The sequence below is a fragment of the Microbacterium nymphoidis genome (assembly GCF_021044885.1).
Lineage (GTDB): Bacteria > Actinomycetota > Actinomycetes > Actinomycetales > Microbacteriaceae > Microbacterium > Microbacterium nymphoidis.
The window spans coordinates 877,775-901,069 of sequence record NZ_JAJNOD010000001.1 but is presented as its reverse complement, the minus strand read 5'-3'; the positions used below and the strand labels follow the sequence as shown (position 1 = coordinate 901,069).

General features: G+C 68.6%; 23 protein-coding genes and 1 tRNA gene. 12 read left to right on the top strand and 12 right to left on the bottom strand.

Features of this window, described 5'->3' with window-relative positions; genetic code table 11:
- Positions 1–59 precede the first annotated feature (59 nt).
- From alr to LQ566_RS04315, 3 genes are read left to right on the top strand one after another with little or no spacing between them, the layout of a single operon-like run.
- The gene (gene alr / locus LQ566_RS04325; RefSeq protein ID WP_231090352.1) at positions 60–1,199 is read left to right on the top strand and encodes an alanine racemase; all 1,140 of its coding nucleotides are present in this window, start codon (positions 60–62) and stop codon (positions 1,197–1,199) included.
- A complete protein-coding gene (locus LQ566_RS04320; RefSeq protein WP_231090351.1) occupies positions 1,196–2,161 on the top strand; it encodes a D-alanine--D-alanine ligase family protein in 966 nt (321 codons plus the stop codon). The genes alr and LQ566_RS04320 overlap by 4 nt, the downstream gene beginning before the upstream one ends.
- Positions 2,158–4,269, top strand: coding sequence for a CapA family protein (locus LQ566_RS04315; protein WP_231090350.1), 2,112 nt, complete (start codon positions 2,158–2,160; stop codon positions 4,267–4,269). The genes LQ566_RS04320 and LQ566_RS04315 overlap by 4 nt, the downstream gene beginning before the upstream one ends.
- A 51-nt stretch (positions 4,270–4,320) precedes the next feature.
- Here the strand turns inward: LQ566_RS04315 and LQ566_RS04310 are convergent, their stop codons facing one another.
- From LQ566_RS04310 to LQ566_RS04300, 3 genes are all read right to left on the bottom strand, one after another.
- Entirely contained in the window at positions 4,321–4,809 is a 489-nt protein-coding gene (locus tag LQ566_RS04310) for a YciE/YciF ferroxidase family protein (RefSeq protein WP_231090349.1), read from the bottom strand.
- 118 nt (positions 4,810–4,927) lie between these two features.
- A complete protein-coding gene (locus LQ566_RS04305) occupies positions 4,928–5,515 on the bottom strand; it encodes a DUF305 domain-containing protein (protein WP_231090348.1) in 588 nt (195 codons plus the stop codon).
- Between the two features lie 54 nt (positions 5,516–5,569).
- Positions 5,570–5,995, bottom strand: coding sequence for a DUF6153 family protein (locus LQ566_RS04300; protein WP_231090347.1), 426 nt, complete (start codon positions 5,993–5,995; stop codon positions 5,570–5,572).
- A 157-nt stretch (positions 5,996–6,152) separates the two neighbouring features.
- Between LQ566_RS04300 and LQ566_RS04295 the strand changes: the two genes are divergently transcribed.
- Positions 6,153–8,330, top strand: a complete 2,178-nt coding sequence (locus tag LQ566_RS04295; RefSeq protein ID WP_231090346.1) for a heavy metal translocating P-type ATPase — start codon at positions 6,153–6,155, stop codon at positions 8,328–8,330.
- A 144-nt stretch (positions 8,331–8,474) separates the two neighbouring features.
- Positions 8,475–8,735 (top strand): hypothetical protein, encoded by a 261-nt coding sequence (locus tag LQ566_RS04290; RefSeq protein ID WP_231090345.1) that lies wholly within the window; start codon positions 8,475–8,477, stop codon positions 8,733–8,735.
- Positions 8,736–8,796: 61 nt separating this feature from the next.
- Here the strand turns inward: LQ566_RS04290 and LQ566_RS04285 are convergent, their stop codons facing one another.
- Entirely contained in the window at positions 8,797–9,084 is a 288-nt protein-coding gene (locus LQ566_RS04285; RefSeq protein WP_231090344.1) for a stress protein, read from the bottom strand.
- 247 nt (positions 9,085–9,331) lie between these two features.
- On the opposite strand from LQ566_RS04285, the gene LQ566_RS04280 reads away from it, so the two are divergent.
- Entirely contained in the window at positions 9,332–10,213 is an 882-nt protein-coding gene (locus LQ566_RS04280) for an SDR family oxidoreductase (RefSeq protein ID WP_231090343.1), read from the top strand.
- Between the two features lie 78 nt (positions 10,214–10,291).
- Here LQ566_RS04280 and LQ566_RS04275 read toward each other — a convergent pair whose 3' ends face one another.
- The 5 genes from LQ566_RS04275 to def all read right to left on the bottom strand — a co-directional run bounded on the left by LQ566_RS04275 (position 10,292) and on the right by def (position 12,658).
- Entirely contained in the window at positions 10,292–10,492 is a 201-nt protein-coding gene (locus LQ566_RS04275; RefSeq protein WP_231090342.1) for a hypothetical protein, read from the bottom strand.
- Complete coding sequence (locus LQ566_RS04270) at positions 10,489–10,866, bottom strand: DUF7882 family protein (protein WP_231090341.1); 378 nt, start codon at positions 10,864–10,866, stop codon at positions 10,489–10,491. Before LQ566_RS04270 ends, LQ566_RS04275 begins: the two co-directional genes overlap by 4 nt.
- A 2-nt stretch (positions 10,867–10,868) precedes the next feature.
- Entirely contained in the window at positions 10,869–11,207 is a 339-nt protein-coding gene (locus tag LQ566_RS04265) for a DUF7882 family protein (RefSeq protein WP_231090340.1), read from the bottom strand.
- 247 nt (positions 11,208–11,454) lie between these two features.
- Positions 11,455–11,949, bottom strand: coding sequence for a septum formation family protein (locus LQ566_RS04260; protein ID WP_231090339.1), 495 nt, complete (start codon positions 11,947–11,949; stop codon positions 11,455–11,457).
- A 142-nt stretch (positions 11,950–12,091) separates the two neighbouring features.
- Positions 12,092–12,658: a peptide deformylase gene (gene def / locus LQ566_RS04255; RefSeq protein ID WP_231090338.1), complete on the bottom strand. Its 567-nt coding sequence runs from the start codon at positions 12,656–12,658 to the stop codon at positions 12,092–12,094.
- Positions 12,659–12,704: 46 nt separating this feature from the next.
- On the opposite strand from def, the gene LQ566_RS04250 reads away from it, so the two are divergent.
- Both LQ566_RS04250 and LQ566_RS04245 read left to right on the top strand, forming a co-directional pair.
- Positions 12,705–13,868, top strand: coding sequence for a DMT family transporter (locus LQ566_RS04250; protein ID WP_231091373.1), 1,164 nt, complete (start codon positions 12,705–12,707; stop codon positions 13,866–13,868).
- 27 nt (positions 13,869–13,895) lie between these two features.
- Positions 13,896–13,970, top strand: a tRNA-Ile gene (locus tag LQ566_RS04245).
- Positions 13,971–14,004: 34 nt separating this feature from the next.
- On the opposite strand, the gene LQ566_RS04240 is transcribed toward LQ566_RS04245, so the two are convergent.
- Entirely contained in the window at positions 14,005–14,937 is a 933-nt protein-coding gene (locus LQ566_RS04240; protein WP_231090337.1) for a hypothetical protein, read from the bottom strand.
- Positions 14,938–15,225: 288 nt separating this feature from the next.
- Between LQ566_RS04240 and LQ566_RS04235 the strand changes: the two genes are divergently transcribed.
- A complete protein-coding gene (locus LQ566_RS04235) occupies positions 15,226–17,607 on the top strand; it encodes a SpaA isopeptide-forming pilin-related protein (RefSeq protein ID WP_231090336.1) in 2,382 nt (793 codons plus the stop codon).
- 196 nt (positions 17,608–17,803) lie between these two features.
- Positions 17,804–19,300 carry a bifunctional phosphatase PAP2/diacylglycerol kinase family protein gene (locus LQ566_RS04230; RefSeq protein ID WP_231090335.1) on the top strand — a complete coding sequence of 499 codons (1,497 nt, stop codon included), beginning with the start codon at positions 17,804–17,806 and terminating at the stop codon, positions 19,298–19,300.
- A 56-nt stretch (positions 19,301–19,356) separates the two neighbouring features.
- On the opposite strand, the gene LQ566_RS04225 is transcribed toward LQ566_RS04230, so the two are convergent.
- Complete coding sequence (locus LQ566_RS04225) at positions 19,357–20,571, bottom strand: AI-2E family transporter (RefSeq protein ID WP_231090334.1); 1,215 nt, start codon at positions 20,569–20,571, stop codon at positions 19,357–19,359.
- A 36-nt stretch (positions 20,572–20,607) separates the two neighbouring features.
- Positions 20,608–21,822, bottom strand: coding sequence for a chromate efflux transporter (chrA, locus tag LQ566_RS04220; RefSeq protein WP_231090333.1), 1,215 nt, complete (start codon positions 21,820–21,822; stop codon positions 20,608–20,610).
- Positions 21,823–21,970: 148 nt separating this feature from the next.
- Between chrA and LQ566_RS04215 the strand changes: the two genes are divergently transcribed.
- Together LQ566_RS04215 and LQ566_RS04210 are read left to right on the top strand one after the other, a co-directional pair.
- Positions 21,971–22,522, top strand: a complete 552-nt coding sequence (locus tag LQ566_RS04215; RefSeq protein ID WP_231090332.1) for a ribonuclease H family protein — start codon at positions 21,971–21,973, stop codon at positions 22,520–22,522.
- 124 nt (positions 22,523–22,646) lie between these two features.
- Positions 22,647–23,150, top strand: coding sequence for a DUF3145 domain-containing protein (locus LQ566_RS04210; RefSeq protein ID WP_231090331.1), 504 nt, complete (start codon positions 22,647–22,649; stop codon positions 23,148–23,150).
- Positions 23,151–23,295 lie beyond the last annotated feature (145 nt).

The window sequence follows — 23,295 nt, the reverse complement described above, 5'->3', positions numbered from 1 at the left end:
TGTCCGCATATCGAAATCCGCATACGACGTGACAACACGCGTCGGGCTTCGCTGGGGATATGTCCTCATGCGTCCCTGAGCTCGTCGTGCACGATGAGGCGATTCGAGCGAACACCGCCCGATTCGTCGAACTGACCGGTGGCCGCGTCATGGCGGTGCTGAAGGCCGATGCGTTCGGTCACGGCTCCATCGCGGCGTCCGTGCTCGCCGCCGGGGCCCGCTCGATCGGGGTGACCTCCGTCACGGAGGCCCTCGCTCTGCGTGCCCGCGGTATCCGAGCCCCGATCCTCAGCTGGCTGAATCCGCCGGACGCGGACTTCGCATCGGCAGTGACCTCCGAGATCGACGTCGCCGTTTCCGGCCTGCAGTTGCTGCACGCGGTCGCCATGGCGGCGCGGAGCGTCGGCCGTGTGGCGCGCGTACATCTGCACGTCGACCTCGGCATCGCGCGTGAGGGCTGCCCGGTGGCCGAGTGGGCCGCGCTGTGCGCCCTGGCGCGAGAGTACGAATCCGCCGGCGCGCTCCGTGTCGTCGGTGTCATGGGGCACATGTCGTGCGCCGATGTTCCCGATCATCCGCAGAACGCGCGGGAGCGCCTGATCTTCCAGAACGCTGTGCGTACGGCCCGTCGCCGTGCCCTGGCTCCGGGCCAGCTGCACCTCGCGGGGACGGCGGCGACCCTCACCGGTGTGGGAGCCGGGTTCGACCTGCACCGCATCGGGGCGGGACTGTTCGGCATCGACCCCTCCCACTCCACGCACGTCCTCCGTCCAGCGCTCACCCTGACCGCGCCGGTGGTTTCTGCCCGCACGGCGACTGCGGGGACCGGAGTCGGGTACGGCCACGACTTCATCGCCGATCGATCGACCCACCTCGCTCTACTGCCGATCGGCTACGGCGACGGTCTGCCGCGGGAGGCGTCGGGCGCGGCCGAGGTACTCGTGCGCGGTCGGCGCCGGCGGATCGCCGGGCGCTTTTCCATGGACATGCTCGTCGTCGACACGGGTGACGACCTCCTGGAGCCGGGGGAGAGCGTCACGCTCTTCGGGCCCGGAGATCACGGTGAGCCGACGGTGGCGGAGTGGGCCGCCTGGTCGAACACCATCGAACACGAGATCGTCACGCACGTGGGCAGCCGGGTGGCGCGCGTGCACCGCACCATCGAACGCGCACACCGCGCGGAGGGAGTTCACTCATGAAGATCGCTGTGATCGGGGGCGGCCGCAACGACGAGCACCTCGTCTCGCTGGCATCCGCAGCCGGAATCGCGCACGCCGCCCGGCAGGTGGGCTGGGAGACGGTGGCGCTCACTATCGACGAAGACGGTACGTGGCGCGATCGTCAGGGGGCAGAGCTGTCTCCGTCTCGAGCCGTCGGGCAGCTCACGCAGTGCGATGTCGTGTTCCCGGCGCTGCACGGTGTGCACGGGGAGGACGGCGCGGTGGCCGGCCTGCTCGAACTGTGCGGCGTCCCATTCGTGGGCTCGCCGGTGCGCGCGGGCGCCATCGGCATGGACAAGTGGCTCACGAAGCTCGTTGCCACGGCGGTCGGCATCCGCACGGCTGAGGGTGTCGTGGTCCCGCCCGGTACGTCTTCGCCCGTCGTGCGGCTGCCGCTGCCGGTGGTGGTCAAGCCTGCGACGGGCGGATCCAGCAACGGTGTGTCGGTGGTGGGCCAGCGCGCCGAGCTCTCCACCGCGATAGCGGATGCGCGCCGCGCCGGCGCCACGGTGCTCGTCGAGGAATACGTCCGGGGTCGCGAGGTGGACGTCGCGGTCTTCCGCGACGCGACCGGACAGCTGCGCCTCGGCTCCACCCTGGAGATCGGCGTCGAGGCGGGCGGCGTGTTCGGACGCGCGGCAAAGTACGACGGGACCGCGCGATTCACCCTGCCCGCGGACCTCTCCGCCTCGGAGCATCACGCCATCCGCGAATCCGCCGCCGCCATGTACGACGCGATGGAGTGCAGCGGCGTGGCCCGGTTCGACTTCTTCGTCACGGACACCGGCCTGGTGCTCAACGAGGTGAACACGTCGCCCGGGATGACCGAGCAGTCCCAGGTTCCCCGCATGTTCGCCGCTGTCGGTATGGCGTACCCGCAGCTCATCGCCGAGCTCGTGGCGGCGGCACGCGTCCCGGAACCGATCGGCATCACCGCATGACCCCGGCCGATCACGAGCGGCTGGCGTGGGCGGACGCGCTGAAGGGCGCGCTCATCCTGCTCGTCGTCTTCTGGCACGTGGTGCTGAAGACCTACCTGCAGGTGGACTGGCGCATCGGCCTGCCGATACCGGGCATGTGGGGCCTGCTCAGCGACATCATCTGGCCTTTCCTCATGCCCCTGTTCCTGCTGGTGTCCGGGGTGTTCGCGGCTGACGCGTTGTCGCGCCCGGGGGCCAGCGTCCTGCGATCCCGGGTGTTGCGGTTCCTCTACCTGTACCTGCTGTGGACGCTGATCCACATGGCGGCGATGTGGGCCTTCCCCGACTTTCCCACGGCTGTTCCGCGCAGCGTAGCGGAGTTCGTCGAGGCGATCACCATCAGCCCGCCGAACACGTGGTACCTCTATGCGCTTGCCCTCTACTTCCTGCTGGCTCGTGCGCTGCGCCGCCTCCCGACGTGGGCCGTACTCGTTCCCGCGGCGGCGCTCACGGTGCTGGTCGCCTCCGGGGTCATCGACATCGTGAGCAACCGCGGCTCGATGCTCTCCAACCTCCTGTTCTTCCTCATCGGTGCGCGATTCGCCCCGGCGATCAAGCGCTTCGCCACGCGTCCGCGACCGGCTCTGGTGCTGCTGCTGACGGCGGGCTACGCCGCCCTCTACGGCGGCATGCGGGTCCTGGACGCGGCCACGGTGCCGGGTGTGTGGCCGCTGGTGAGCCTGGCGGGCGTCGCCATGGGACTCTCCCTGGCGCCGCTGCTGCCCGCGATCCCGCTCCTGGGTGCCTGGCTGACGCGCCTCGGGCGGCATACTCTTCCCGTGTACCTGTTGCACATGCCGATTCTGGTGTTGGTGGACGCCGTCGTCATCGGATGGGTGTCCGATGGGCGCGGTGCGGTGCAATTGGTCGCCGCCGTGGTGCTCCCCATCATGCTCACCGCCCTCGTCACCGCGGGCAGCGCGCTGCTCGGCGCCTGGATCGAGAAGGATGGGCCTCGCTGGCTGCTCGAGCTGCCAACGCGGATGACCAGCCCGCGTGTGCCCTGGCGCGTGGCCGGCGCCACGGTGATGCTGATCATCATCGGAGTCGTCGCAGCACGCGCCTCAGCGCTTCCGGCCGCACCGGAGGCGATGCCGCAGGTCGCCCCTCAGCGAGCGGGCGAGGTCAGCATCGGGGCCGTGGGAGACGTCCTCGTCTACGACACAGGCCATCGCACACCGGAGGATCGCGGCCGAGGCCACTTCGACGCGGTGCGGTCGTGGTTCACCGAGGATCTGGTGACAGGGAACCTGGAGCAGGCCATCACTGCCGACACCGGCTACGACAAGTGCGGCGGGCAGGACGAGTGCCTCGCGTTTCGCAGCGACCCCGACGTGGCCCCGTTCCTCGCGGGCTTCGACCTCCTCAATCTCGCGAACAACCACTCTCGTGACTATGGCGATGCCGGCTTCACGAACACACGGGATCTCCTCGCCGATGCCGGGATCCGCACCGTCGGAGAGCGCGATGAGGTGGCCTGGACGAGGGTGGGGGACAGCGTGGTGGCGGTGGTCGGGTTCGCGCCCTATGACGGCTTCAATCGCGTGACCGATCTTCGCCACGTGCGCGCCGTGGTGCGATCGGCGGCGGCCGAAGCCGACATCGTGATCGTGCACGCGCACATGGGGGCGGAGGGGCCCGGTGCCGACGTCGTGCACGCGGGCACGGAGACGATGTTCGGCGAGAATCGCGGTGATCCGATGGCCTTCGCCCATGCCGCGGTCGACGCCGGCGCCGACGTCGTGATCGGACACGGCCCGCATGTGCTGCGGGGTATGGAGCAGTACCGGGGCCGGATCATCGCATACAGCCTGGGCAATTTCGGAGGCGGAGGCGTTTTCGGCGCTGAAGAGGAGACTCGTCGCGGGGCGTACCTCAGCCTGCGTCTCAGACCTGACGGGGCACTCATCGAGGGAACCGTTCACTCGCTGCGCTTCGCACCGGAAGACGGCGCTCCCCTGCCGGACCCGTCCGGCTCGGCCGCCAGCGCGATGGATGAGCGCGGACGGCGCGACTTCGGCGACCACGCGATCCGCGTGGGCTCCGGGGGAACACTCGTGATGCCGTAGCCGGGTGTTCACGGTGCGGGAACCCTCCGGCCCCGCACCGCGAACGTGTGCTCAGCCCTCGCCGGTCAGCTTCCGCAGGGCCGCGAGGAGCTCCTCGCTGGTGTGGGTCTCCTGATCCAGGTTCTCCTGCAGCAGTGCCACCGCCTCCGTCGCGCCGAGCGCCGTCAGCGGCACGATGAGCGAGGTGTAGGCGGCGATCTCGTAGTGCTCGTTGCCGAGCGCTGCGCTGAGCGCCACCTGATCGCGCAGCTTCGGCGCCGACCGCTCGATCAGCGAGCCGGCCTGCTTGGAGATGCCCTTCGTGCTCGGAGACGGCGATGTGCTCTGCTTGAGCTCCAGCGCCTCGAACACCTTGCCGAGGTTCTCGATCTGCTCCCGCGTCTCGTCGGCGTGATGACGGAAGAGCTTCTTGATATCGGCGGAGCGCGCGGCACCTGCCAGCTCCTGAACGGCGGCGAGCGAGTCGTGCTCCATGGTGAGCGCCGTGCGCAGCTGGAAGTGCACGAGCTGATCGGGGGTATCGAGTATCTGCTGGACCATGGTCCTCCCTTTCCTCTGGCCCCTGACGCTAGGAGAACCTCGCATCGCCCACACGGGGGTTGACTCCTCTCCGAGCATCGCGATAGAGGGCCGGGCCCTCTCACGCCCGGCCCTCCCGTCACAGCACGCTCAACAACTCCTGCATCTCGGTGATCTCCGTGCTCTGATCGTCGATGACCTGCTGGGCGAGCTGACGGACATCGGGCGATTGCGCATCGGCCAGCGCTGTCCGTGCCATCTCGATCGCGCCCTCGTGATGCGCGATCATCTGTTCCACGAACAGTGGTCCCGCCTCTGCGCCGGGGGCGGCTTCCAACCGGTCGAGGTCATCATCGGAGAGCATCCCCGACATGCCGTGATGCATGCCATCGGTGTCCGGGGAAGCCGCCTCGGCAGGGACGCCCCAGGCGGAGAGCCAGCCCTGCATCCGATCGATCTCCGGACCCTGCGCCTGCGCGATCCGGTCGGCCAATGCCGATACGCGCGTGTCGACGCCGGTCTTGCCCGCGATGATCTCCGCCATCTGCACCGCTTGCTGGTGATGGGGGATCATCATCGTCACGAACATCACGTCCCCGGCACCAATCGCCGACGCGCTCGCGCTCGCGGACGGCGACGCTTCGCCGGCGGATCCCGCCGCGCAGCCGGTGATGGCCAGAGTGAGGGTGAGAGCGCCGGTTCCCAGCGCGATGGTGAGCTTCTTCATGTCTTGTCCTATCTGTGTCGGTGTGAGCGGCAGGGGCATGGACGCCCGCGCGGCTCACGTCCGGCTGATCGACAGGAGGATGAGGGAGGGACGCGGTGGAGCGATGGCACGTGCTGACAGCCCGGCGCCGGTGCGGGAGGCCGGCGGCGGCGCAATCGCGAGGGGAGTGGCGGGAGCGCTGACGGGCGCGGGCGTGCTGAGCAGCGCGGGAACGCAGTCGGCCCCGCCATGCGCGTGAGGCGGGAGAGTGTCCACGAAGCCTGCGGACTGGATCTCCTCGGCGTACGGCAGTGGTGCGGACGCGCTCGGGGGCTCCGTGTCGGCGCCGTGGGCACCGGCGGCATGCATCGTGGCAACCGGTGATGCGGTGGGCGCGGCATGGCCACTGACCAGCGCGTGCATCCCGATGAACCCGACGGCAGTGAGGAACACGAAGAGGGGGAGCGCCGAGCGCAGCCAGCGACGGAACGTCGTGCTCATCTCGCCTCCATCCGTGCCCGGCAACCCCATGCCCGCCCTTGACAGGAATATCGCTCGTATGGGGATAGTTGATGGTAGCAGTACCCCCTAGGGGTATGAGGTGCATCGTGCGCCTCCTGGCCAGCAGGTCTTGCGGCCCGACACCGAAGGAGCCACCATGAATCGCGCCGAGCACCGAGCTTCGGACTTCGGACAACTCGACCACGACCACGCGGCGCATGGCGATCACGCGGCGCATGGCGATCACGCGGCGCATGGCGATCACGCGGCGCATGGCGATCACGCGGCGCACGGGGATCACGCGGCGCACGGGGATCACGCGGCGCACGGGGATCACGCGGCGCACGGCGGTCACGGCGATCATGTCGCACAGTTCCGGCGTCTGTTCTGGATCATGCTCGTCCTCGCCGTGCCGACGGTAGCAATGTCCGGCATGTTCGCGATGATCGTCGGATACGCGGTGCCGCAGCTGCCGGGCATCGCGTGGGTGTCGCCGGTTCTCGGAACCGTGATGTACGTCTGGGGAGGCCGGCCGTTCCTGTCGGGAGCCGTCTCGGAGATCCGCGCCGGTCGGCCCGGAATGATGCTCCTCATCGGGCTGGCGATCACGGTGGCCTTCCTCGCCTCGTGGGGTGCGAGCCTCGGGGTGCTCCACCACGAGCTCGACTTCTGGTGGGAGCTGGCCCTTCTCATCGTGATCATGCTGCTCGGTCACTGGATCGAGATGCGCTCGCTGGCCCAGACGACCTCGGCGCTCGATTCCCTCGCCGCCCTGCTCCCGGATGAAGCGGAGCGTGTTGAGGGCGACGGCGTCGTTCGCGTCGCACCGGACCAGCTTCGCGTCGGAGACGTGGTGATCGTCCGCCCGGGTGGCAGCGTGCCGGCGGATGGCCGCGTGATCGACGGGCGCGCATCGATGGACGAATCCATGGTTACGGGGGAGTCGCGCACCGTCGAGCGCGGCGTCGGCGACACGGTGACCGCCGGCACCGTGGCCACCGATTCCGGATTGCGCGTCCAGATCAGCGCCATCGGCGACGACACCACTCTCGCCGGCATCCAGCGCCTGGTGGCTGATGCGCAGAACTCGTCCTCGCGGGCGCAGCGGCTGGCCGACACCGCAGCGGGATGGCTGTTCTGGTTCGCGCTCGGGGCTGCTGTTGTCACGGCGATCGTCTGGACGTTGCTCGGCCGCGGTGACGACGCCGTCATCCGTACCATCACGGTGCTGGTGATCGCGTGCCCCCATGCGCTGGGCCTGGCCATCCCGCTGGTGGTGTCCATCGCCACCGAACGCGCTGCCCGTGGCGGGGTTCTGGTGAAGGACCGCCTCGCGCTGGAGACCATGCGCACCGTGGACGCGGTTCTCTTCGACAAGACCGGCACGTTGACGCGAGGCGAGCCGATCGTCAGCGCGGTGGAGTCGATCGAGGGCATCGCGGCCGAGGAGGTTCTTGCGCTGGCTGCGGCAGCGGAGGCGGACAGTGAACACCCGCTGGCCCGGGCGATCGTGCGAGCCGCACGCGATCGCGGGCTCTCGGTGCTGCCGGCACGCGACTTCACATCCTCACCCGCGGTCGGCGTGTCGGCGTCGGTCGCCGGGGCGACGATCCGCGTGGGCGGGCCGCATCTGCTCGCGGAGGAGTCCGCGGCGGAACTCGCCGTCGCAGACCGCTGGCGCGAGGACGGTGCCATCATCCTGCATGTCCTGCGCGACGGTGCCGTTGTCGGCGCGCTGAAGCTGGCCGATGACGTGCGGCCTGAGTCACGCGAAGCAGTCGCCGCCTTGCAGGCTCAGGGGGTGGAGGTCGTGATGATCACCGGTGACGCGGAGGCTGTGGCTCGCGCGGTGGCTCAGGAACTCGGCATCGAGCGCGTGTTCGCCGGAGTCCGCCCGGAGGACAAGGCCGCGAAGGTCCAGGAACTGCAGCGGGAGGGGCGTCGCGTGGCGATGGTGGGCGACGGCGTCAACGACGCTCCCGCCCTGGCGCAGGCTGATGTGGGCCTTGCCATCGGCGCGGGTACTGATGTGGCGATCGCCTCCGCCGGGGTGATCCTCGCCGGTGACGATCCGCGCGCGGTGCTCTCGGTGATCGAACTCTCGCGGGCCTCATATCGGAAGATGAAGCAGAACCTGTGGTGGGCGGCCGGCTACAACCTGCTGTCCGTCCCGCTGGCCGCGGGGGTGCTGGCTCCGGTCGGCTTCGTCCTGCCGATGTCGGTCGGGGCGATCCTCATGTCGCTGTCGACCATCGTGGTCGCACTCAACGCCCAGCTTCTGCGCCGGCTGGATCTGCGCCCGGAAAGCGTGGTGCGCACCGTTCTCGATCGGTGATGTGCGTCGCCAGCACGCCGCGGTGGCGACGTATGCCGTCGCCGGGGCCGTCGTGTCAATCCCCACGGCGAAAATCGGCCTATGCCGCACACTTCAGCAACGGCACGCTCTCGGCGAGCGGCGCGGGCTCGAAGGAGGGCAATGATGAACGATGGAGTCCACCAGCTGGTTCTGGAGTCATTGGATGCGTCGACGTGGCGTCTGAGCGATCGGGCGGTGCCCCGGGGCAACGCCGACGCGATCCTCGGGTGCGTCGAGCGGATGGGCGACGGCGTGTACGAGGTGATCTGGCTGGTGGGCGGACTGTCGAAGCAGCAGTTCTCCTCGCTGGAGTCGGTGCTGCTAGCCGGGGTCGCGCGTATCCACGGTGCTGCGGCGGAGGCGACGATGGTGCATCGCATCTGACGAACGAAAGCGGGGGGACGGCGCAACGCGTCGTCCCCCCGCTCGGCGTCGGTGGGGCATCTCAGTTCTGCCCGCCAGCGCGGCCCGCTTCGCGGGGATCGGCACCGCCGTCAGACCCGAACTGCCCGCCGCTGGCCTCGCCGCCCTTGCGGCCGGCTTCGCGGGGGTCGGCGCCGTTCTCAGCTCCGAACTTGCCGGTGCTGGCTTCGCCGCCCTTGCGGCCGGCTTCGCGGGGATCGGCGCCGTTCTCAGCTCCGAACTTGCCGGTGCTGGCCTCGCCGCCCTTTCGGGCCTGCTCCTGCGTGTCCGAGCGGTTGCCGAACTGTCCTTCGTTCTCGCGATCAGTCATGATCGATTCCTTCCTTCGCCCGTGAGGACGACATCGGGGAGACGACCCCGTGCCGCAGGGGATCCTCCGGCTGGTGCCTCCTGGTGTCCCATGCAAGGCGCATCCCTCGAGGAATCGGAGGGGGTTCACAAGGTCGGGAGTCGGTGAAACAATCGGGCGCCTTGCGGAGTGCCCGGGCCGATAGGCGGGGCCGATCCCGCTGTCAAGGCCCTGCGCTTCGGCGTCACGCCCGACTTAGCCTGCCGGCATGACTGACCGACTGACCGACCCCAGGACCAAGTACACCACCGGCGGGTTCGCCGCAGACGACCAGCAACAGCCCGGCCTCACCGGCGATACCGTCCCGCGCCCCGATCACGGTGAGAGCACCTACCGCGGCGCTGATCGCCTGCGGGGCCGTCGCGCTCTGATCACGGGCGGCGACTCCGGAATCGGCCGCGCCGTGGCCATCGCGTTCGCGCGCGAGGGTGCGGACGTGGCGATCAACTACCTCCCGGAGGAGGAGGAAGACGCCCGGCGCACCCAGGAACTCATCGAGGACGCCGGCACGAAGGCCGTGCTCCTGCCCGCCGACATCACCTCGGAGGATGCGGCGGTCGGAGTCGTCGAAGACGCGCGCCGTGCGCTCGGCGGCATCGATCTGCTCGTCCTCAACGCGGCGTACCAGAAGCAGCGCGAGGATGACGCCGACATCGACACGGCCGAGTTCGACCGGGTGATGCGCACCAACCTGTACGCACCGTTCTGGATGGCTCGCACCGCGCTGCCCGAGATGGAGCCGGGCTCGTCCGTGATCGTGACGACCTCCATCCAGGCGTTCTCGCCGTCGCCCGGACTGCTCGACTACGCGATGACGAAAGCCGCCCTCGCGGCGTTCGTGCAGGCCCTTGCCGAACAGCAGGGACCGTCGGGGATCCGCGTGAACGGCGTCGCCCCCGGACCGATCTGGACTCCGCTCATCCCGGCGACCGGCTGGCCCGACAAGCTGCCGAAGTTCGGCCAGGACACGCCCCTGGGGCGCGCCGGGCAGCCGGCCGAACTCGCGGGGGCCTACGTCTACCTGGCGTCGGAGGAAGCCTCCTACGTCTCTGGCACCATCCTGGCTGTCACCGGCGGCAAGCACCTGTGACAGTACCCACGAGGAGCGCTGGGGTGGGGCTGTCGTGCCGCACCCCAGCATCCGCGGGGGACTCGCGATGTCGTCGGGTCAGTCGACGATCTCGCGCTGCGTGCGGATGAACTCCGCGTCCTCCGGATCCAGTCGCGCCCCTTCTGACACGTGCGTTCCCGTGATCGCGGCGATCTCCTCGCGCACCTCGGCCGGAAGAGCCTCATCCTGGAGGGCACGCAGGGCGTGCTTCGCGGGGATCGACAGATTCGGCCACCAGGTGTGGATCTCCGGGATCATGAGAGCGTTCCGTTCTTGCGTACCGGGGTGGCAGCAGTGTTCGCCGGCCATTCGGAACCGGACGAGGACTGCTCGTGGAACGGCTCGGCCGTCAGCCGGATGCCGCCGGTGGAATGTGCCGAGTGGGCGAGCTGATCGATCCACTCCGGGCTGATGTCGGCGGGGTTCGGATCGTCGAAGACGAACCGCAGGGGAATGGACGGATGCAGCCAGAGGGTGCTGCGCCCGCCCGGCTGACCCTCCGGGTGGACCCAGGACAGCGTGAAGCTTTCACCTCGGCGAAGCTTCGCCGTGACCACCAGCTTCAGGTGGGCCAGAGTCCGATCCTCGATCTCGATCGGTGCGGCGGGGCCGCCATAGAAGAGCACACCCATGATCAGCCTTTCAATGTCCGGACCGTGCCCGTGCCAGGTGCCGAGTGCTGGGGCTCGGGAACCAGGTGAAGACCGGTGGGGGAGTTCGCGGTGTAGGTGAGTGCGTCGAGCCACTCGGGGTTCAGCTGCGGGCGACGGCTCCCGCTGAAGCGATACACGACCGGAATGGACGCGTGCATCCAGACGCTCGTCCGGCCGTCGCCGAGACTCGCGTCCTCGCGCCAGGTGAAGTGGAATGCCTCGCCGCGTCGCAGCTTCGTTCCGATGACCATCTGCAGGTGAGCCAGTGCTCGATCCTCGATGTCAACCTTCGTCGTGTCTGAATAGAAGAACTTGCCCATGGCGGGCCTCGATCCTGTGGGGGGTTATCGCGGTCCATGTCGAACGGCGACAGTCCCCACGGTGGCACATCGGTGCTGTACGCAGCAGGGGGGAGGCGCGATATGCGGTATGCGTCTGGCACAAACTGCCGGTCAGAGTGCCCTGCAGCGACACATGAGAATCCTCACATGATCAGGCGGAAACGCCTTCCTGCAACGATGAAGGCGGTCGGAGTCCGAGGACCCCGACCGCCTTCATCGTTGCGTCTTACTGGTTGATGCCCTTGAGCGAACCGGTGATCTTGGACAGGTCGTCGGCGTACACAACACAGTCGACCTCGCGGTCCCCGCCCTGCTCCCACGACTCGGTGGTCGGGGTGATCGGGTACCAGCCGTAGATCGAGGTCTCGGAGTCGAGGCCGACGTACGTCGCGAACTCGGCCTCGCACTTCTCCATGGCAGCCGCGGTGATCGCGTCGTCGCCCGGGAAGTCCGAACCCTCCATGTCGAAGAGGAAGTAGACCTCTTCGTCGTGCTCCTGGTCGCACGGCACGGCCGGGACCTCGGTGATCGTGGTGGCTTCCTGCGCAAGCAGGCAGTCGCCGACCTTGAGGCTGAAGGCGTCCTGCTGGCCGGCCTCCGAGATGGCGCCGTCCTCGTCGCGCGTGGCGCTCGGTGCGAACATGCTGCAGCCGGTCAGGCTGACAGCGGCGGCGATGGCGAAAGCTGCGGCCAGAGTGCGGCGCGCTGCGGTGGTCTTCATGCGTTCTCCCCACAGGATGATGGAGCGCACCATCCGGGACAGAGAGTGCGCGTGCAGAACACCGGGTGCGAGTCCGGTGGATGAAAAAATGTTACCTGAGCGTCTGCTTAGAGCGGTAATTCTGACGACGACCGGCCGCCGGTCAGGACTCGAAGCCGTCGACCCCGGGCGTCCAGCTGGTGAGGGTGCGACCCCATCCGCGCTTCTTGGCGATCTTCTGGACGGTCTTCCAGTCTCCGTCGTCGATGCGATCCACGTACAGCACGCCGTCCAGGTGGTCGAACTCGTGCTGCATGATCCGTGCCCGCCACCCGCTCACGTCGATGGTGACCGGGTCGCCGTTGAGGTCGGTGCCGGTGACGCGCACACGTTCCGATCGACGCAGCGGGAACCGCTCGCCGGGAACGGAGAGGCACCCCTCCGATTCGTCGTCGGGATCCGGCGCGCCGGGCTCCAGGGGCATCATCCACAGCTCGGGATTGATGACCTCCCCCCGCCAGGGCTGCCCCTCATCGTCCTCGTAGGAGTAGACGTAGATGCGCAGGGCTACGCCCACTTGAGGGGCCGCCAGCCCGACGCCGGGGGCGAGGTCCATCGTCTCGTACATGTCGGCGACGAGCGTGCGGACATCGTCGGTGATCTCACCGACGGGGGAGGCGGGGGCGTGCAGGACGGGATCGCCCATGATGCGAATCGGAAGTACGGCCACGTCAGAAGCCTAGTCTGAGGCGCCGAGCAGGTAGGCTCAGGGGGTGATGTGGGGGACTGTTGCGGCCGCGCCAGACGTCAACGACCTCATTGGCTTCTTGCAGAACCCGAAGATCCTCCTCGGGATCCCGCTCGCTCTCGCCGGCGCCGTGTTCATGTCACTGGGTACGCAGTACCAGCACCGCGGCGTCGCCAAGGTGGAGAAGCTCAGCGGTCAGGACGCCGCAGCCGGTCTCAGCCGCGGACAGCTCGGGCAGCTGCTGACGCGTCCGTCGTGGATCGTCGGAACCCTGATGCTCGGGCTGGCGATCGTCTGTCAGCTCGCCGCCATCTGGCTCGCGCCCCTCATCGTCGTGCAGCCGCTCGGTGCCGTCGCTCTCGTGATCACGACGCTGCTGAACGCCCGCATCACCGGGTTCACCCCGACGCGGCAGTCACTGATCGCCATCGGCCTCTGCGTCGGAGGCACCTTCCTCTTCGTTTTCCTCGCCGCGATGTACGCCGAGGACAAGCCCGTCACCGATGCTCAGCTGGGCACCGTGCTGAGCATCCTCCTGGTGGTCATCATCGTTCTCGGCGGCCTCTGGGTGCTGCTGCGCAATCGCATGAAGGCGCTGTTCTACATCATGGGTGCCGGCATCATCTACGGATTCGTGGCCACCCTCGCCAAGGTGGTGCTGAAGCGCATCCAGGAGCAGGACTTCGAGTGGCTGACGCTGGTGTGCCTCATCGCGCTCGTGGCGGGGACCCTGCTCGGCGGCTACTTCGTGCAGACCGCCCACGCGTCCGGGCCGCCCGACCTCGTGATCGCCGGTCTCACCGTCGTGGATCCCATCGTCGCGGTGCTGATCGGTCTGCTGGTGCTGGGCGAGGCCACTTCGGCTCCCACCTGGATCTACGTCGGCTTCGGCATCGCCGGAGCAATCGCGACGTTCGGAGTGGTGGCCCTCACCCGCTACCATCCGCAGGTGATCGAGGAGAGCCAGGAACTGCCGATTCAGCGAGGCAGCGGGGGAGAGCCGAGTGCGTCGGTGCCGTCATCTCCGCAGCCCACGGGGCCGGCGGTGTCATTCGACGCACCGGACGCGGCGGATCTTCCCAGCACCGATGATCTGGTGGAGAACGCATCGGATCCGGGCATCGCGGCGGATCCCGCGCCCCGGCCGGTCGCCGGATCTCACGACCGTCCGTTCCCTCACTCCGATCATTGACCCGCGACCGGTAGGCTGATCGCATACGGGGCGGTGGCCAAGCTGGTTAAGGCAGTGGGCTCATAACCCAACGATTCGCGGGTTCAAGTCCCGCCCGCCCTACCGTTCATCGCTGGGGCCGCGCATCGGCGGCCGCCTACCCGGCGCTGCTGCAGAGGCTCTTCACGTCCGCTTCACCCGCGGTGAGAGCCGCGTCCCAGTCCTGGAAGAGGCCGTCGTACTTCTCTGTCACGGCGTGAAGCTCATCCAGCGAGAGCTTGGCCAGTTCCTCCGTGGTCGGCATGGTGAGGAAGCCGTCCTCGTAATAGACCTGGTAGGCCTGGTACATCGTGTCGAGCGAGGCGAACACCTCGGGCACGGTGACCTGGATCATCGCCGCCTTGATCTGATGCAGGGCGGTGGCGCCCGCTTCCTGGCCTCCGGTGAGGTCGCCCGCCGCGATGAGTGACGATGCCTGGTTGTACTTCGTGGCGGCATCGACCCAGTCCTGGTCAACGATCTCGCAGGCCTGGGCGGTGGTCTGGCTGTTCTTCACCGGGCCGCACAGATCGAAGCGTTCCATATCGGCGTCGGCCATCTCCTGCTTGAGCCTCAGGTCCTCTTTCGACACCATGAAGATCTTGTTCGTGGGGTCGTTGGGGTCTGCGACGTATCCCTCCGGGATGGCCATCAACGCCGGCCACACCTCGTCGATGTACTGCTGGTGGGCGCTGATGGTCTTCTCCAGTGCAGCGTGGACCTCGGGCACCGTCACCTTGTCGGCGACTGCGTGAAGCTCCGTGACGATGGCCTCGTGCCGTGTCTGAGCGAGAGCGAAGTCCTTGCGGGCGCCGGTGTCGTTGTCGGGTCCCTGGACGGAGGGCCAGGGATCCAGTGCCAGGCCCCACTCTGCGGTGACGGTGTCGCACGCCTCCATCAGCGTCTGTGCCGGAGTCTCGGTCGGGCCGGTCGCTGTGCTCGCCCCGGCGGGTTCGTCCCGTGGCGATGTCATGGGTGTGCACGCGGTGGCGCCGAGCACGGCGATGGCGAGTGCGGTGATGGCGCTTACGCGCTTCAGCGATGTGCGCATCGTGAAGATCCCCCAAGCTTCTGCGGACTCCGATCCTACCGAGCCGTCGGCGGGAGCGCTCACATTTCTGAGAATTCGCCGGATGACAGAAGAACCGCGTCATGGCGGGCGAGGTCCTGCGTCTTGTTCTCTGAGGCCCGCTCCACCTGCGGGTCTCACTTCCCGAGGCATGCCCACCCGACTACGGTCCTGCCGCCCTTCCGAAAGGTGTTTCACCCGATGAAAGAAACACGAATCACACGCCCGCGAGCTCGATGGATATCGACGGCCACCCTGATCCTCGTTGCGATGAGCGCGCTGGGAGCGACAGCCGCATCCGCAGCGGTCTCCCCGACGAGCGGCCCGACCGCCGGCGGCACCGTGGTCTCCGATCAGTACCCGATCGGCATTGACTTCACCATCGTCGACGGCGGCTCGTACGGCACCGTGGCGCTGGGTTCCGATGGCGTGGTCTACGCCTGGGGCGACAACGCCGCCGGTCAGCTCGGAGACGGCACCACAACAAGCCATTCCACTCCGGCGCCGGTATCGACTCCCGCCGGTGTGAGCTTCACCGACATCGCGGCCGGTGAAGCCCACGTGCTTGCCCTCACCTCCGACGGACAGATTTACTCGTGGGGGAGCAACAGCTCCGGCCAGCTCGGTATCGGGTCCACCACCAGCAGTTCCCTGCCCGTGCTGGTTCCCACCCCGGCGGGTGTGACGTTCACTCAGGTGAGCGCCCGGGGAGGATCCTCGTATGCGCTGACGGCGGATGGCCGCGCCTATGGCTGGGGCGTCGGCTATCTGGGGACGGGTTCGTGGCAGGACAGCCTCGTGCCGGTGCCGCTGCAGATGCCGGCGGGTGTCACCTTCGCGCAGATCGAGGCGGGCAGTCGCGGTGGTGCTGCGCTCACCACGGACGGCGAGGTCTACACCTGGGGCATCAACTTCTTCGGTCAGGTGGGCGACGGCACCAACGTCGACCGCTACACCCCGGTTCGTGCGCACCTGCCGGCAGGGGTGACCGCGACGTCGATCGCGGCGAACGGCGCTGTGCTGGTACTCGGCAGCGACGGCAACGTCTACGCCTGGGGCAACAACACCCAGGGACAGCTGGGCGATGGCAGCACCGTCAACCGCAACTCGCCCGTGCTTGTTTCCGTCCCCGCCGGGGTCACCTTCACCAGCATCGGACTCGCCGGGGGAACGGCCTATGCGCTGACCGCGGACGGCATCGCATACTCGTGGGGCAGCAACAGCTCCGGTCAGCTGGGCAACGGCACGGCCACCAACCAGGCGTACACGACGGTTCCCGGACCCGTGCAGATGCCGACCGGCGTCACGTTCACGACGATCGGCGGAGGCTCGAGCCACGCCATCGCGCAGGGCTCCGACGGCAACACCTACGTGTGGGGAAACAACTACTACGGTCAGCTCGGCTCGGGGTTGGGAACGCTCCACTATGCGCCTGTTCCCCTCAATCGTGATGTCGTGATCACGAGTGTCACCTTCGGTGGCGTGGCGGGAATCAACCTGACCCAGGGTGATGGCACGTGGACGGTGCAGACCCCGCCCGGATGCGGCGCGGTCGACGTGGTGGTCAGCTGGACGCTGTTCGACACCACCGACTCGGCGACCTACCCCGGTGGCTTCGTCTACGGCACCGCGCCGAGCATCACCCAGCACCCGGCCTCGACCTCGATCACCAGCGGCGACACGGCTGCCCTCACCGCACAGGCCACCGGGGACAGCGCCCCGACCGTGCAGTGGCAGAGCTCTGCCACCCCGGACGGCCCCTGGACCGACATCGCCGGTGCCACCACGGACACCCTCGACGTGGCCCCCACGGTCACAACCAGCTACCGTGCGGTGTACGCGAACTGCAACGGCCAGGCCACGACCGACATCGCGACGATCGATGTCACGGAGCCTGTCGGCCAGCTCTCCTGGACAAAGACTTCACCCGACGGAGTCGCCCTCGCCGGATCCGAGTGGACGCTCACGCCCCAGGGTGGCACGGCGACCACCGTCGTCGACAACGGTGCAGGAGACGAGAACCCCCTCGACGGCGAACTGCTGGTCACGGGACTGCACTGGGGGGACTACGTCCTCACGGAGACCGCTGCACCGCAGGGCTACGTCCTGGACGCCACCCAACGCCCCGTCACCATCGCATCCGCATCGACGGACCTCGGCGCCATCGTGAACAAGCCCATCGTCCAGCCGACGACGGATCCCACGCCGACGCCGACGCCCACGCCGACGTCCACGAGCACGCCGACGTCCACGCCCACGCCGACCGCCGATCCCACGACGACGCCTACCGCAACGCCGACGCCGACGACGGAGCCGACGAGCACGCCGACGCCGACGACGGAACCGACGCCGACGACGGAACCGACGAGCACGCCGACGCCGACGACGGAACCGACGCCGACGACGGAACCGACCAGCAGCCCGACACCGTCATCGACGACGCAGCCCACTGCGCAGCCGACTGCCACCAGCAGCGCGACGAGTGTGGCGCCGACGCACCCCGGGGCGGGGGCGAACCCGCCATCAGGCCCGCGGCCGCACCTTCCGGTCACAGGAGCCGCATCGGTGAGCATCCCGCTCGGAGCGGGCGCTCTCGCCGTCGCGGTCGGTCTGATCGGTGTGATCGTCGCCCGTCGCCGGTCTCGGGCATGAGATCGAAGCTGCCGATCTCGTTCGCGCGCCTCGCGCGGTGAGACGGCGCTGATTCCCGGTCCGCTCTGCAACGGCGGACCGGGAACAGCGCTGCGGGACCTCCGCGCGCCCTTTTCGGTCTCGGATCTCTCGACGCTGACGGCGTGGCCGTGCGGGGTGTCTCTGACCTTCGGTAGCGTCGACTGCGGAGGTCCGGATGCGGCAGAGGAAGTCACGCGGCGGTTTCCGCCGCGCGGCGGCGGAAACGGCCGCGCAGGTGCGTGCGCTCGATCGAGCGGTCTACTCGGCGGTGGCCTCCACACCCAGTCCGGTGCTTGACCGCTGGATGCCCAAGCTCACCAATGCCGCGGATCATTCCGTCCTCTGGCTCGCCATCGCGGGAGGGCTGTACCTCACGGGTCGCAGCCGGGCGAGACGGGCGGCGCTGCGCGGCGTCGTCACGCTCGGTGCCACCAGTCTCATCGCCAACCAGCTGGCCAAGCGTCTGCATCATCGCGACCGCCCGCTGCGCACACTGATTCCCCTGGGGCGGCTCTCTCGCCGGGCGCCCGCCTCCTCGTCTTTCCCGAGCGGCCATTCTGCGAGTGCCGCGGCATTCGCCGCCGGCGTGTCCACCGAGCTTCCCGCGCTCGGCGTCCCGCTTCAGGTGCTTGCCGGGCTCGTGGGCTTCTCCCGGACGGCGACCGGCGCACACTATCCGTCCGATGTGGCCGCAGGCTTCGTCCTCGGCAGCGCGGTCGCCGCGATCGGTCGGCGCCTCGTGCCACCGATCCCTTCCCCGCTGCGATCGCAGCCACAGGAGCTGGATCACGTCGAGCCCCGCCCGTCGGGTGAGGGTGTGACGCTGGTGGTGAACCCGGCCTCGCACAGCGGACGCGGTGCCGCACTGTCCGAGAGCCTGCGCCGACGTCTCCCGCGCATGCGCATCGTGGAGTTCCGTCCCGAAGACGACGTTCGCGCTGTCATGGCTGCCGCGGCTGCGGACGCCGAGGTGCTCGCCGTCGCCGGGGGCGACGGCACCGTCCGCGCCGCGGCCCAGGCGGCGGTGGATCACGACGTGCCCCTTGCGGTGTTCCCCGCCGGCACGTTCAATCATTTCGCCCGAGCGGTGGGGACCTTCCCCGCCATCCGGACGGTCCAGGCCATCCAGCACGGCACGGTGGGCAAAGTGGATGTGGCCTACGCGAACGACGAGATCTTCCTCAACACCGCGAGCATCGGCGCCTACACCGACTTCGTGCGCATCAGGGAGAAGCTGGAGAAGCGGATCGGGAAGCCCCTGGCCGCGCTGGTGGCAGGGTGGCGGGTGATGTCGAAGAACCGTTCGGTGGCGGTGACCGTCGACGGACGAACGCGCGACTCAAGCCTGCTCTTCCTCGGCAACGGCCAGTATCAGCCGCAGGGCTTCGCGCCCAGCAGCCGGGACGATCTGCAGGACGGGTTGCTCGACCTCCGCATCCTCGACGTCTCCTCGCGGGGCTCGCGGATCGTGGCATTGCTCGCCACGCTCACGGGCCAGCTGGGCCGGGTGCGGCAGTACCACGAGGTGTCCGCGCCGGAACTGGAGATCACGCTTCCCGACGGGCCGACACGCATCGCGCGGGACGGTGAGGTGGGCGAGCTCGCCGACGTGCTCCATGTGCGATCCGTGCGCCGGGCCCTCACCGTCTACCGGTCGCGCCACCGCGCCTGAGATCGCCGAGGATCGTGGGGCCCCGCGGGCGAGTCCCGGCGGTGAGCCGTTTCGCCTCAGATCTTGCGGTTCTGACGCGGCACCCAGACCTGCGTGATGATGATGAGGATCGAGGCGGTCACCGGCACGGCGATGAGCGCGCCGAGCAGTCCCAGCAGCGTCCCGCCCACCAGCGCGCCGATGACCACGAGAGATCCGGGAATGGCAATGGCTCGATTCATCACGCGCGGGGTGATCACGTATGCCTCCACCTGCATGTACACGAAGTAGATGACCGCGAAGACCAGCGCCAGCAGCGGTGAGGTGAACAGCGCGATTCCCGTCCCGATCACCCAGAACAGCAGCGATCCCACCAGCGGAATGAGCGTGATCAGGAAGGCCACCGTCGCCATCAGCGGAGGGAACGGCAGTTTCAGCACAAGGTAGACCACGAGCACCAGAAGCGCGTTGATGAATGCGAGTGACACCATTCCCATCACGTAGCCGCCCACCGAATCGGTGATCTGCGTCGAGATACGATCGATGCTTCGCCGATCCCGTGCCGGGGCGAGTGCCAGCAGCCCGGCCTTCATCGACGGCATTGTGGCCAGGAAGTACAGCGTCAGCACGAGCACGATGAGGCCGCCGGACAGCCCGTTGGCGATCGCTGCGCCCACCTGCAGCGCGGCCCCGCCGATCTGCAGGGCTCCGCCACTGATCTGTGCGATCCGAGACGGGTCGCTCAGGAACTTCTGCACTTCGGTCATCACATCGTTGAGCCCGACCCCGAACTGGGCTTCCAGGGCGGCGTAGAAGTCGCTGGCGAGGAACGCCTGGATGGTGCCGGGGATGGAGGCGATGAACGAGGTGATCTGATCGATCAGGGTCGGAAGGATCGCCAGCACGATCACGGCGAGCACAACGGCGAGACCGGCGATCACGATGACGACCGCCCAGGCGCGCGCGAGCCCGCGCCGCTCCAGCGCGCGCACGGCGGGGTCCAGGCCCAGGGCGACGAACAGCGCAAAGGTGATGTAGATGAGGATCGTGGAGAGGTTCGACAACGCGACGCCCAGCACGATCGCAGCGAGGGCGCCCAGCGTCACGAGGAACCCGAAGGCGAAGGGGCGATCGATGCGGGTCCACCGAGGTCGACGGCGCGGTTCCGGGTCGGTCACGGGGATCTCGTCCGCCGTCGGTGGGCTCGCCGTCGTGGTGCTCGTGGCGTTCTCCTCCGCGTCTCCCAGAGGGGCGGACTCGGACGCAGCGGAGGAGGACTCGGGCACAGTCATGGCTTCACTGTAGGCGAGAGCGCGCGGGCAGCCCGATCACCCCGCCACGGCGATGAGCACTCCGCCCACGGCTCCCACGATCACCGCGACCCACGGCGGCGTCCGCCAGGCGATGAGCAGCACGAAGCACACCAGGGCGAGACAGAACTCCGCGGGGCCGGTCACCGCGGACGTGAATACGGGGGAGTACAGCGCGGCGGCGAGAACGCCGACCACCGCGGCGTTCGCACCGCGCATCATCGCCTGTGCCCGTGGGCGTGAGCGCAGGGTTTCCCAGAACGGCAGCACACCCAGCAGCAGGAGGAATCCCGGCAGGAAGATCGACAGCAGCGCGACCACCGCGCCGAGGACGCCACCCGGCCCGGTGGGGGAGAGCGCGCCGAGGAAGGCTGCGAAGGTGAACAGCGGGCCCGGCATCGCCTGAGCGGCGCCGTACCCGGCGAGGAAGTCCGCCTCCGACACCCAGCCGGTGTCGACCACTGCGCTGTGCAGCAGCGGGAGCACCACGTGGCCGCCGCCGAACACCAGGGATCCGGATCGGAAGAAGGCGTCGACGAACGCCACCCCGCTCCAGCCGGAGACCCCCGCCACGACGGGAAGGCCAAGGAGCGCGAGTGCGAACAGGGCGAGTGAGACGATGCCGAGGCGGCGCGGAATGCGCAGGTGGAGCGACGACGACCCGTCGCCGCCCGTGGTGCGGCACAGCATCCACCCGGCCAGCGCGCCGACGGTGATCGCCGCCAGCTGGCCGAACGAGCCGGGCAGCAGCAGCGCGGCGGCTGCGGCGAGGGCGGCGATGGTCGCGCGGGTCGGGTCAGGCGCCAGCGTGCGCGCCATCGACAGCACCGCCTGAGCGATCACCGCGACTGCGACGAGCTTCAGGCCCATCAGGAGCCCGCTCCCGATCGTGCCCGCGAACAGCGACGCACCGAACGCGAACGCCGTCATGAGGGCCGCGGACGGCAGAGTGAAGGCGACGAATGCGGCCAGGGCGCCGCGAAGTCCCGCCCGGTGAAGGCCGATCCCGAAGCCCACCTGACTCGATGCCGGACCGGGCAGGAACTGACACAGCGCGACGAGGTCCGCATAGGACGCGTCGTCGAGCCACGCCCGGCGCTGCACGATCTCCGCTCTGAAGTAGCCGAGGTGTGCGATCGGCCCGCCGAAGGAGGTCGCACCCAGTGTGAGGAACACACCGAAGACCTCCGCGGCGGTGCCTTCCCGCACGCGGCCATCGGACGCTCCGTTCACCTCCTGCTCCTTTCCGGGGATGCGGCGCTGGCAGTTCGTCAGGGATCGTACCCGCTGTGGGTGTCGTGTCGGTGTCGGATCGGACTGGGCGGCTGACGATGGGAGGATGGAGGGGCGTGTGGAATTCCAGCACGCCGGAAGGATGAGCGTGACCAGGATCGACCGGTACACCGTGGCCACTGATGGTGCGTGCAAGGGAAACCCGGGCCCCGCCGGATGGGCGTGGGTCGGTGAGGACGGCCACTGGGCCGCCGGCTCGATCCCCGCCGGCACCAACAACATCGGTGAGCTCCTCGCCGTGCTCTACGCGATCAGGGACCACCAGCACGTGCAGCATCTCGTGATCCAGGCCGACTCGATGTACGCCATCGACACCTACACGAAGTGGATGGACGGGCACGAGCGGCGCGGCTGGAAGACATCGTCCAAGCAGCCGACCAAGAACGTCGACATTCTCAAGGCGCTCATGCAGGCACGGGAGGATCGTCGGGCCGCCGGGCTCGATGATGTCGAGTTCCAGCATGTACGCGGCCACGCCGGGCATCGGCTGAACGGCTGGGCGGACAACCGGGCGGTGCGTGCTTCGCATCACGCCGCCGAGGGCAAGGAGCTCATCTGGACGACGCACCGCGGGCTCGATCGGGTCGACGTGACACACGATGCGCCCGCCGCCGGTGAGGACAAGCCGCGCCGGCGGTGATCCCGAAATGACACGCTTGTGATTTCGTGATCCAACTGAGATGATTCTCAAAACGAACAGCACGTAGCAGATCGCTCGGATCAGGTCGTAGGGGAAGACGCACCTGACGAAACGGAGAGAGATCGTGGCTACACCACAGGCGCGCGGAGTGATCTACATTCACTCGGCGCCGCGCGCGTTGTGCCCACACCTGGAGTGGGCGGTCGGTCGCGCCCTCGGGCGCGCCGTCAACTTCGACTGGACCGACCAGCCGGTGCTCACCGGCGCGCGTCGTGCCGAGTTCTACTGGGAGGGGCCCGCGGGAAGCGGCGCCGCTCTCGCCACCGCCATCCGCGGCTGGGAGCACCTGCGCTACGAAGTGTCCGAGGACCCCACGCCGCGCAGCGACGGCGGTCGCTGGATGCACACGCCGGACCTCGGGATCCACTACGCGCAGACCGACACCGCGGGCAATGTCGTGCTGGGTGAGGACCGCATCCGGTATGCCATGGAGATCGCCGCCGGCGATGCGTTCGAACTGCAGCGGGAACTGGATGTCGCCCTGGGCAGCGCCTGGGACGAGGAACTGGAGCCGTTCCGCGCGGCGAGCGACGAGTCGCCCGTCATCTGGCTCCACAAGGTCGGATAGAAAGCTCGGTGTCAGCCGCCGCCGAGACGATCGGTGAACGGCTGACACCACCAGGATGTGCGGAGGAGGCGCGAGTAACGGGAACCGGTGATCCGCTCCCGGAGCCTGTGAAAACGAATCCTTCGCCCAGTACGACAGAAGCCCC

Bases quoted from the DNA above. Each gene is read 5' to 3' on its own strand.
- LQ566_RS04230 (WP_231090335.1), top strand. From the start codon at position 17,804: ATGCGGCAGAGGAAGTCACGCGGCGGTTTCCGCCGCGCGGCGGCGGAA.
- LQ566_RS04300 (WP_231090347.1), bottom strand. From the start codon at position 5,995: ATGAGCACGACGTTCCGTCGCTGGCTGCGCTCGGCGCTCCCCCTCTTC.
- LQ566_RS04305 (WP_231090348.1), bottom strand. From the start codon at position 5,515: ATGAAGAAGCTCACCATCGCGCTGGGAACCGGCGCTCTCACCCTCACT.
- LQ566_RS04275 (WP_231090342.1), bottom strand. From the start codon at position 10,492: ATGATCCCGGAGATCCACACCTGGTGGCCGAATCTGTCGATCCCCGCG.
- LQ566_RS04250 (WP_231091373.1), top strand. From the start codon at position 12,705: ATGTGGGGGACTGTTGCGGCCGCGCCAGACGTCAACGACCTCATTGGC.
- LQ566_RS04320 (WP_231090351.1), top strand. From the start codon at position 1,196: ATGAAGATCGCTGTGATCGGGGGCGGCCGCAACGACGAGCACCTCGTC.
- LQ566_RS04265 (WP_231090340.1), bottom strand. From the start codon at position 11,207: ATGGGCAAGTTCTTCTATTCAGACACGACGAAGGTTGACATCGAGGAT.
- alr (WP_231090352.1), top strand. From the start codon at position 60: ATGTCCTCATGCGTCCCTGAGCTCGTCGTGCACGATGAGGCGATTCGA.
- LQ566_RS04295 (WP_231090346.1), top strand. From the start codon at position 6,153: ATGAATCGCGCCGAGCACCGAGCTTCGGACTTCGGACAACTCGACCAC.
- LQ566_RS04240 (WP_231090337.1), bottom strand. From the start codon at position 14,937: ATGCGCACATCGCTGAAGCGCGTAAGCGCCATCACCGCACTCGCCATC.
- LQ566_RS04285 (WP_231090344.1), bottom strand. From the start codon at position 9,084: ATGACTGATCGCGAGAACGAAGGACAGTTCGGCAACCGCTCGGACACG.
- LQ566_RS04290 (WP_231090345.1), top strand. From the start codon at position 8,475: ATGAACGATGGAGTCCACCAGCTGGTTCTGGAGTCATTGGATGCGTCG.
- LQ566_RS04315 (WP_231090350.1), top strand. From the start codon at position 2,158: ATGACCCCGGCCGATCACGAGCGGCTGGCGTGGGCGGACGCGCTGAAG.
- LQ566_RS04310 (WP_231090349.1), bottom strand. From the start codon at position 4,809: ATGGTCCAGCAGATACTCGATACCCCCGATCAGCTCGTGCACTTCCAG.
- LQ566_RS04260 (WP_231090339.1), bottom strand. From the start codon at position 11,949: ATGAAGACCACCGCAGCGCGCCGCACTCTGGCCGCAGCTTTCGCCATC.
- LQ566_RS04225 (WP_231090334.1), bottom strand. From the start codon at position 20,571: ATGACTGTGCCCGAGTCCTCCTCCGCTGCGTCCGAGTCCGCCCCTCTG.
- LQ566_RS04270 (WP_231090341.1), bottom strand. From the start codon at position 10,866: ATGGGTGTGCTCTTCTATGGCGGCCCCGCCGCACCGATCGAGATCGAG.
- LQ566_RS04280 (WP_231090343.1), top strand. From the start codon at position 9,332: ATGACTGACCGACTGACCGACCCCAGGACCAAGTACACCACCGGCGGG.
- LQ566_RS04235 (WP_231090336.1), top strand. From the start codon at position 15,226: ATGAGCGCGCTGGGAGCGACAGCCGCATCCGCAGCGGTCTCCCCGACG.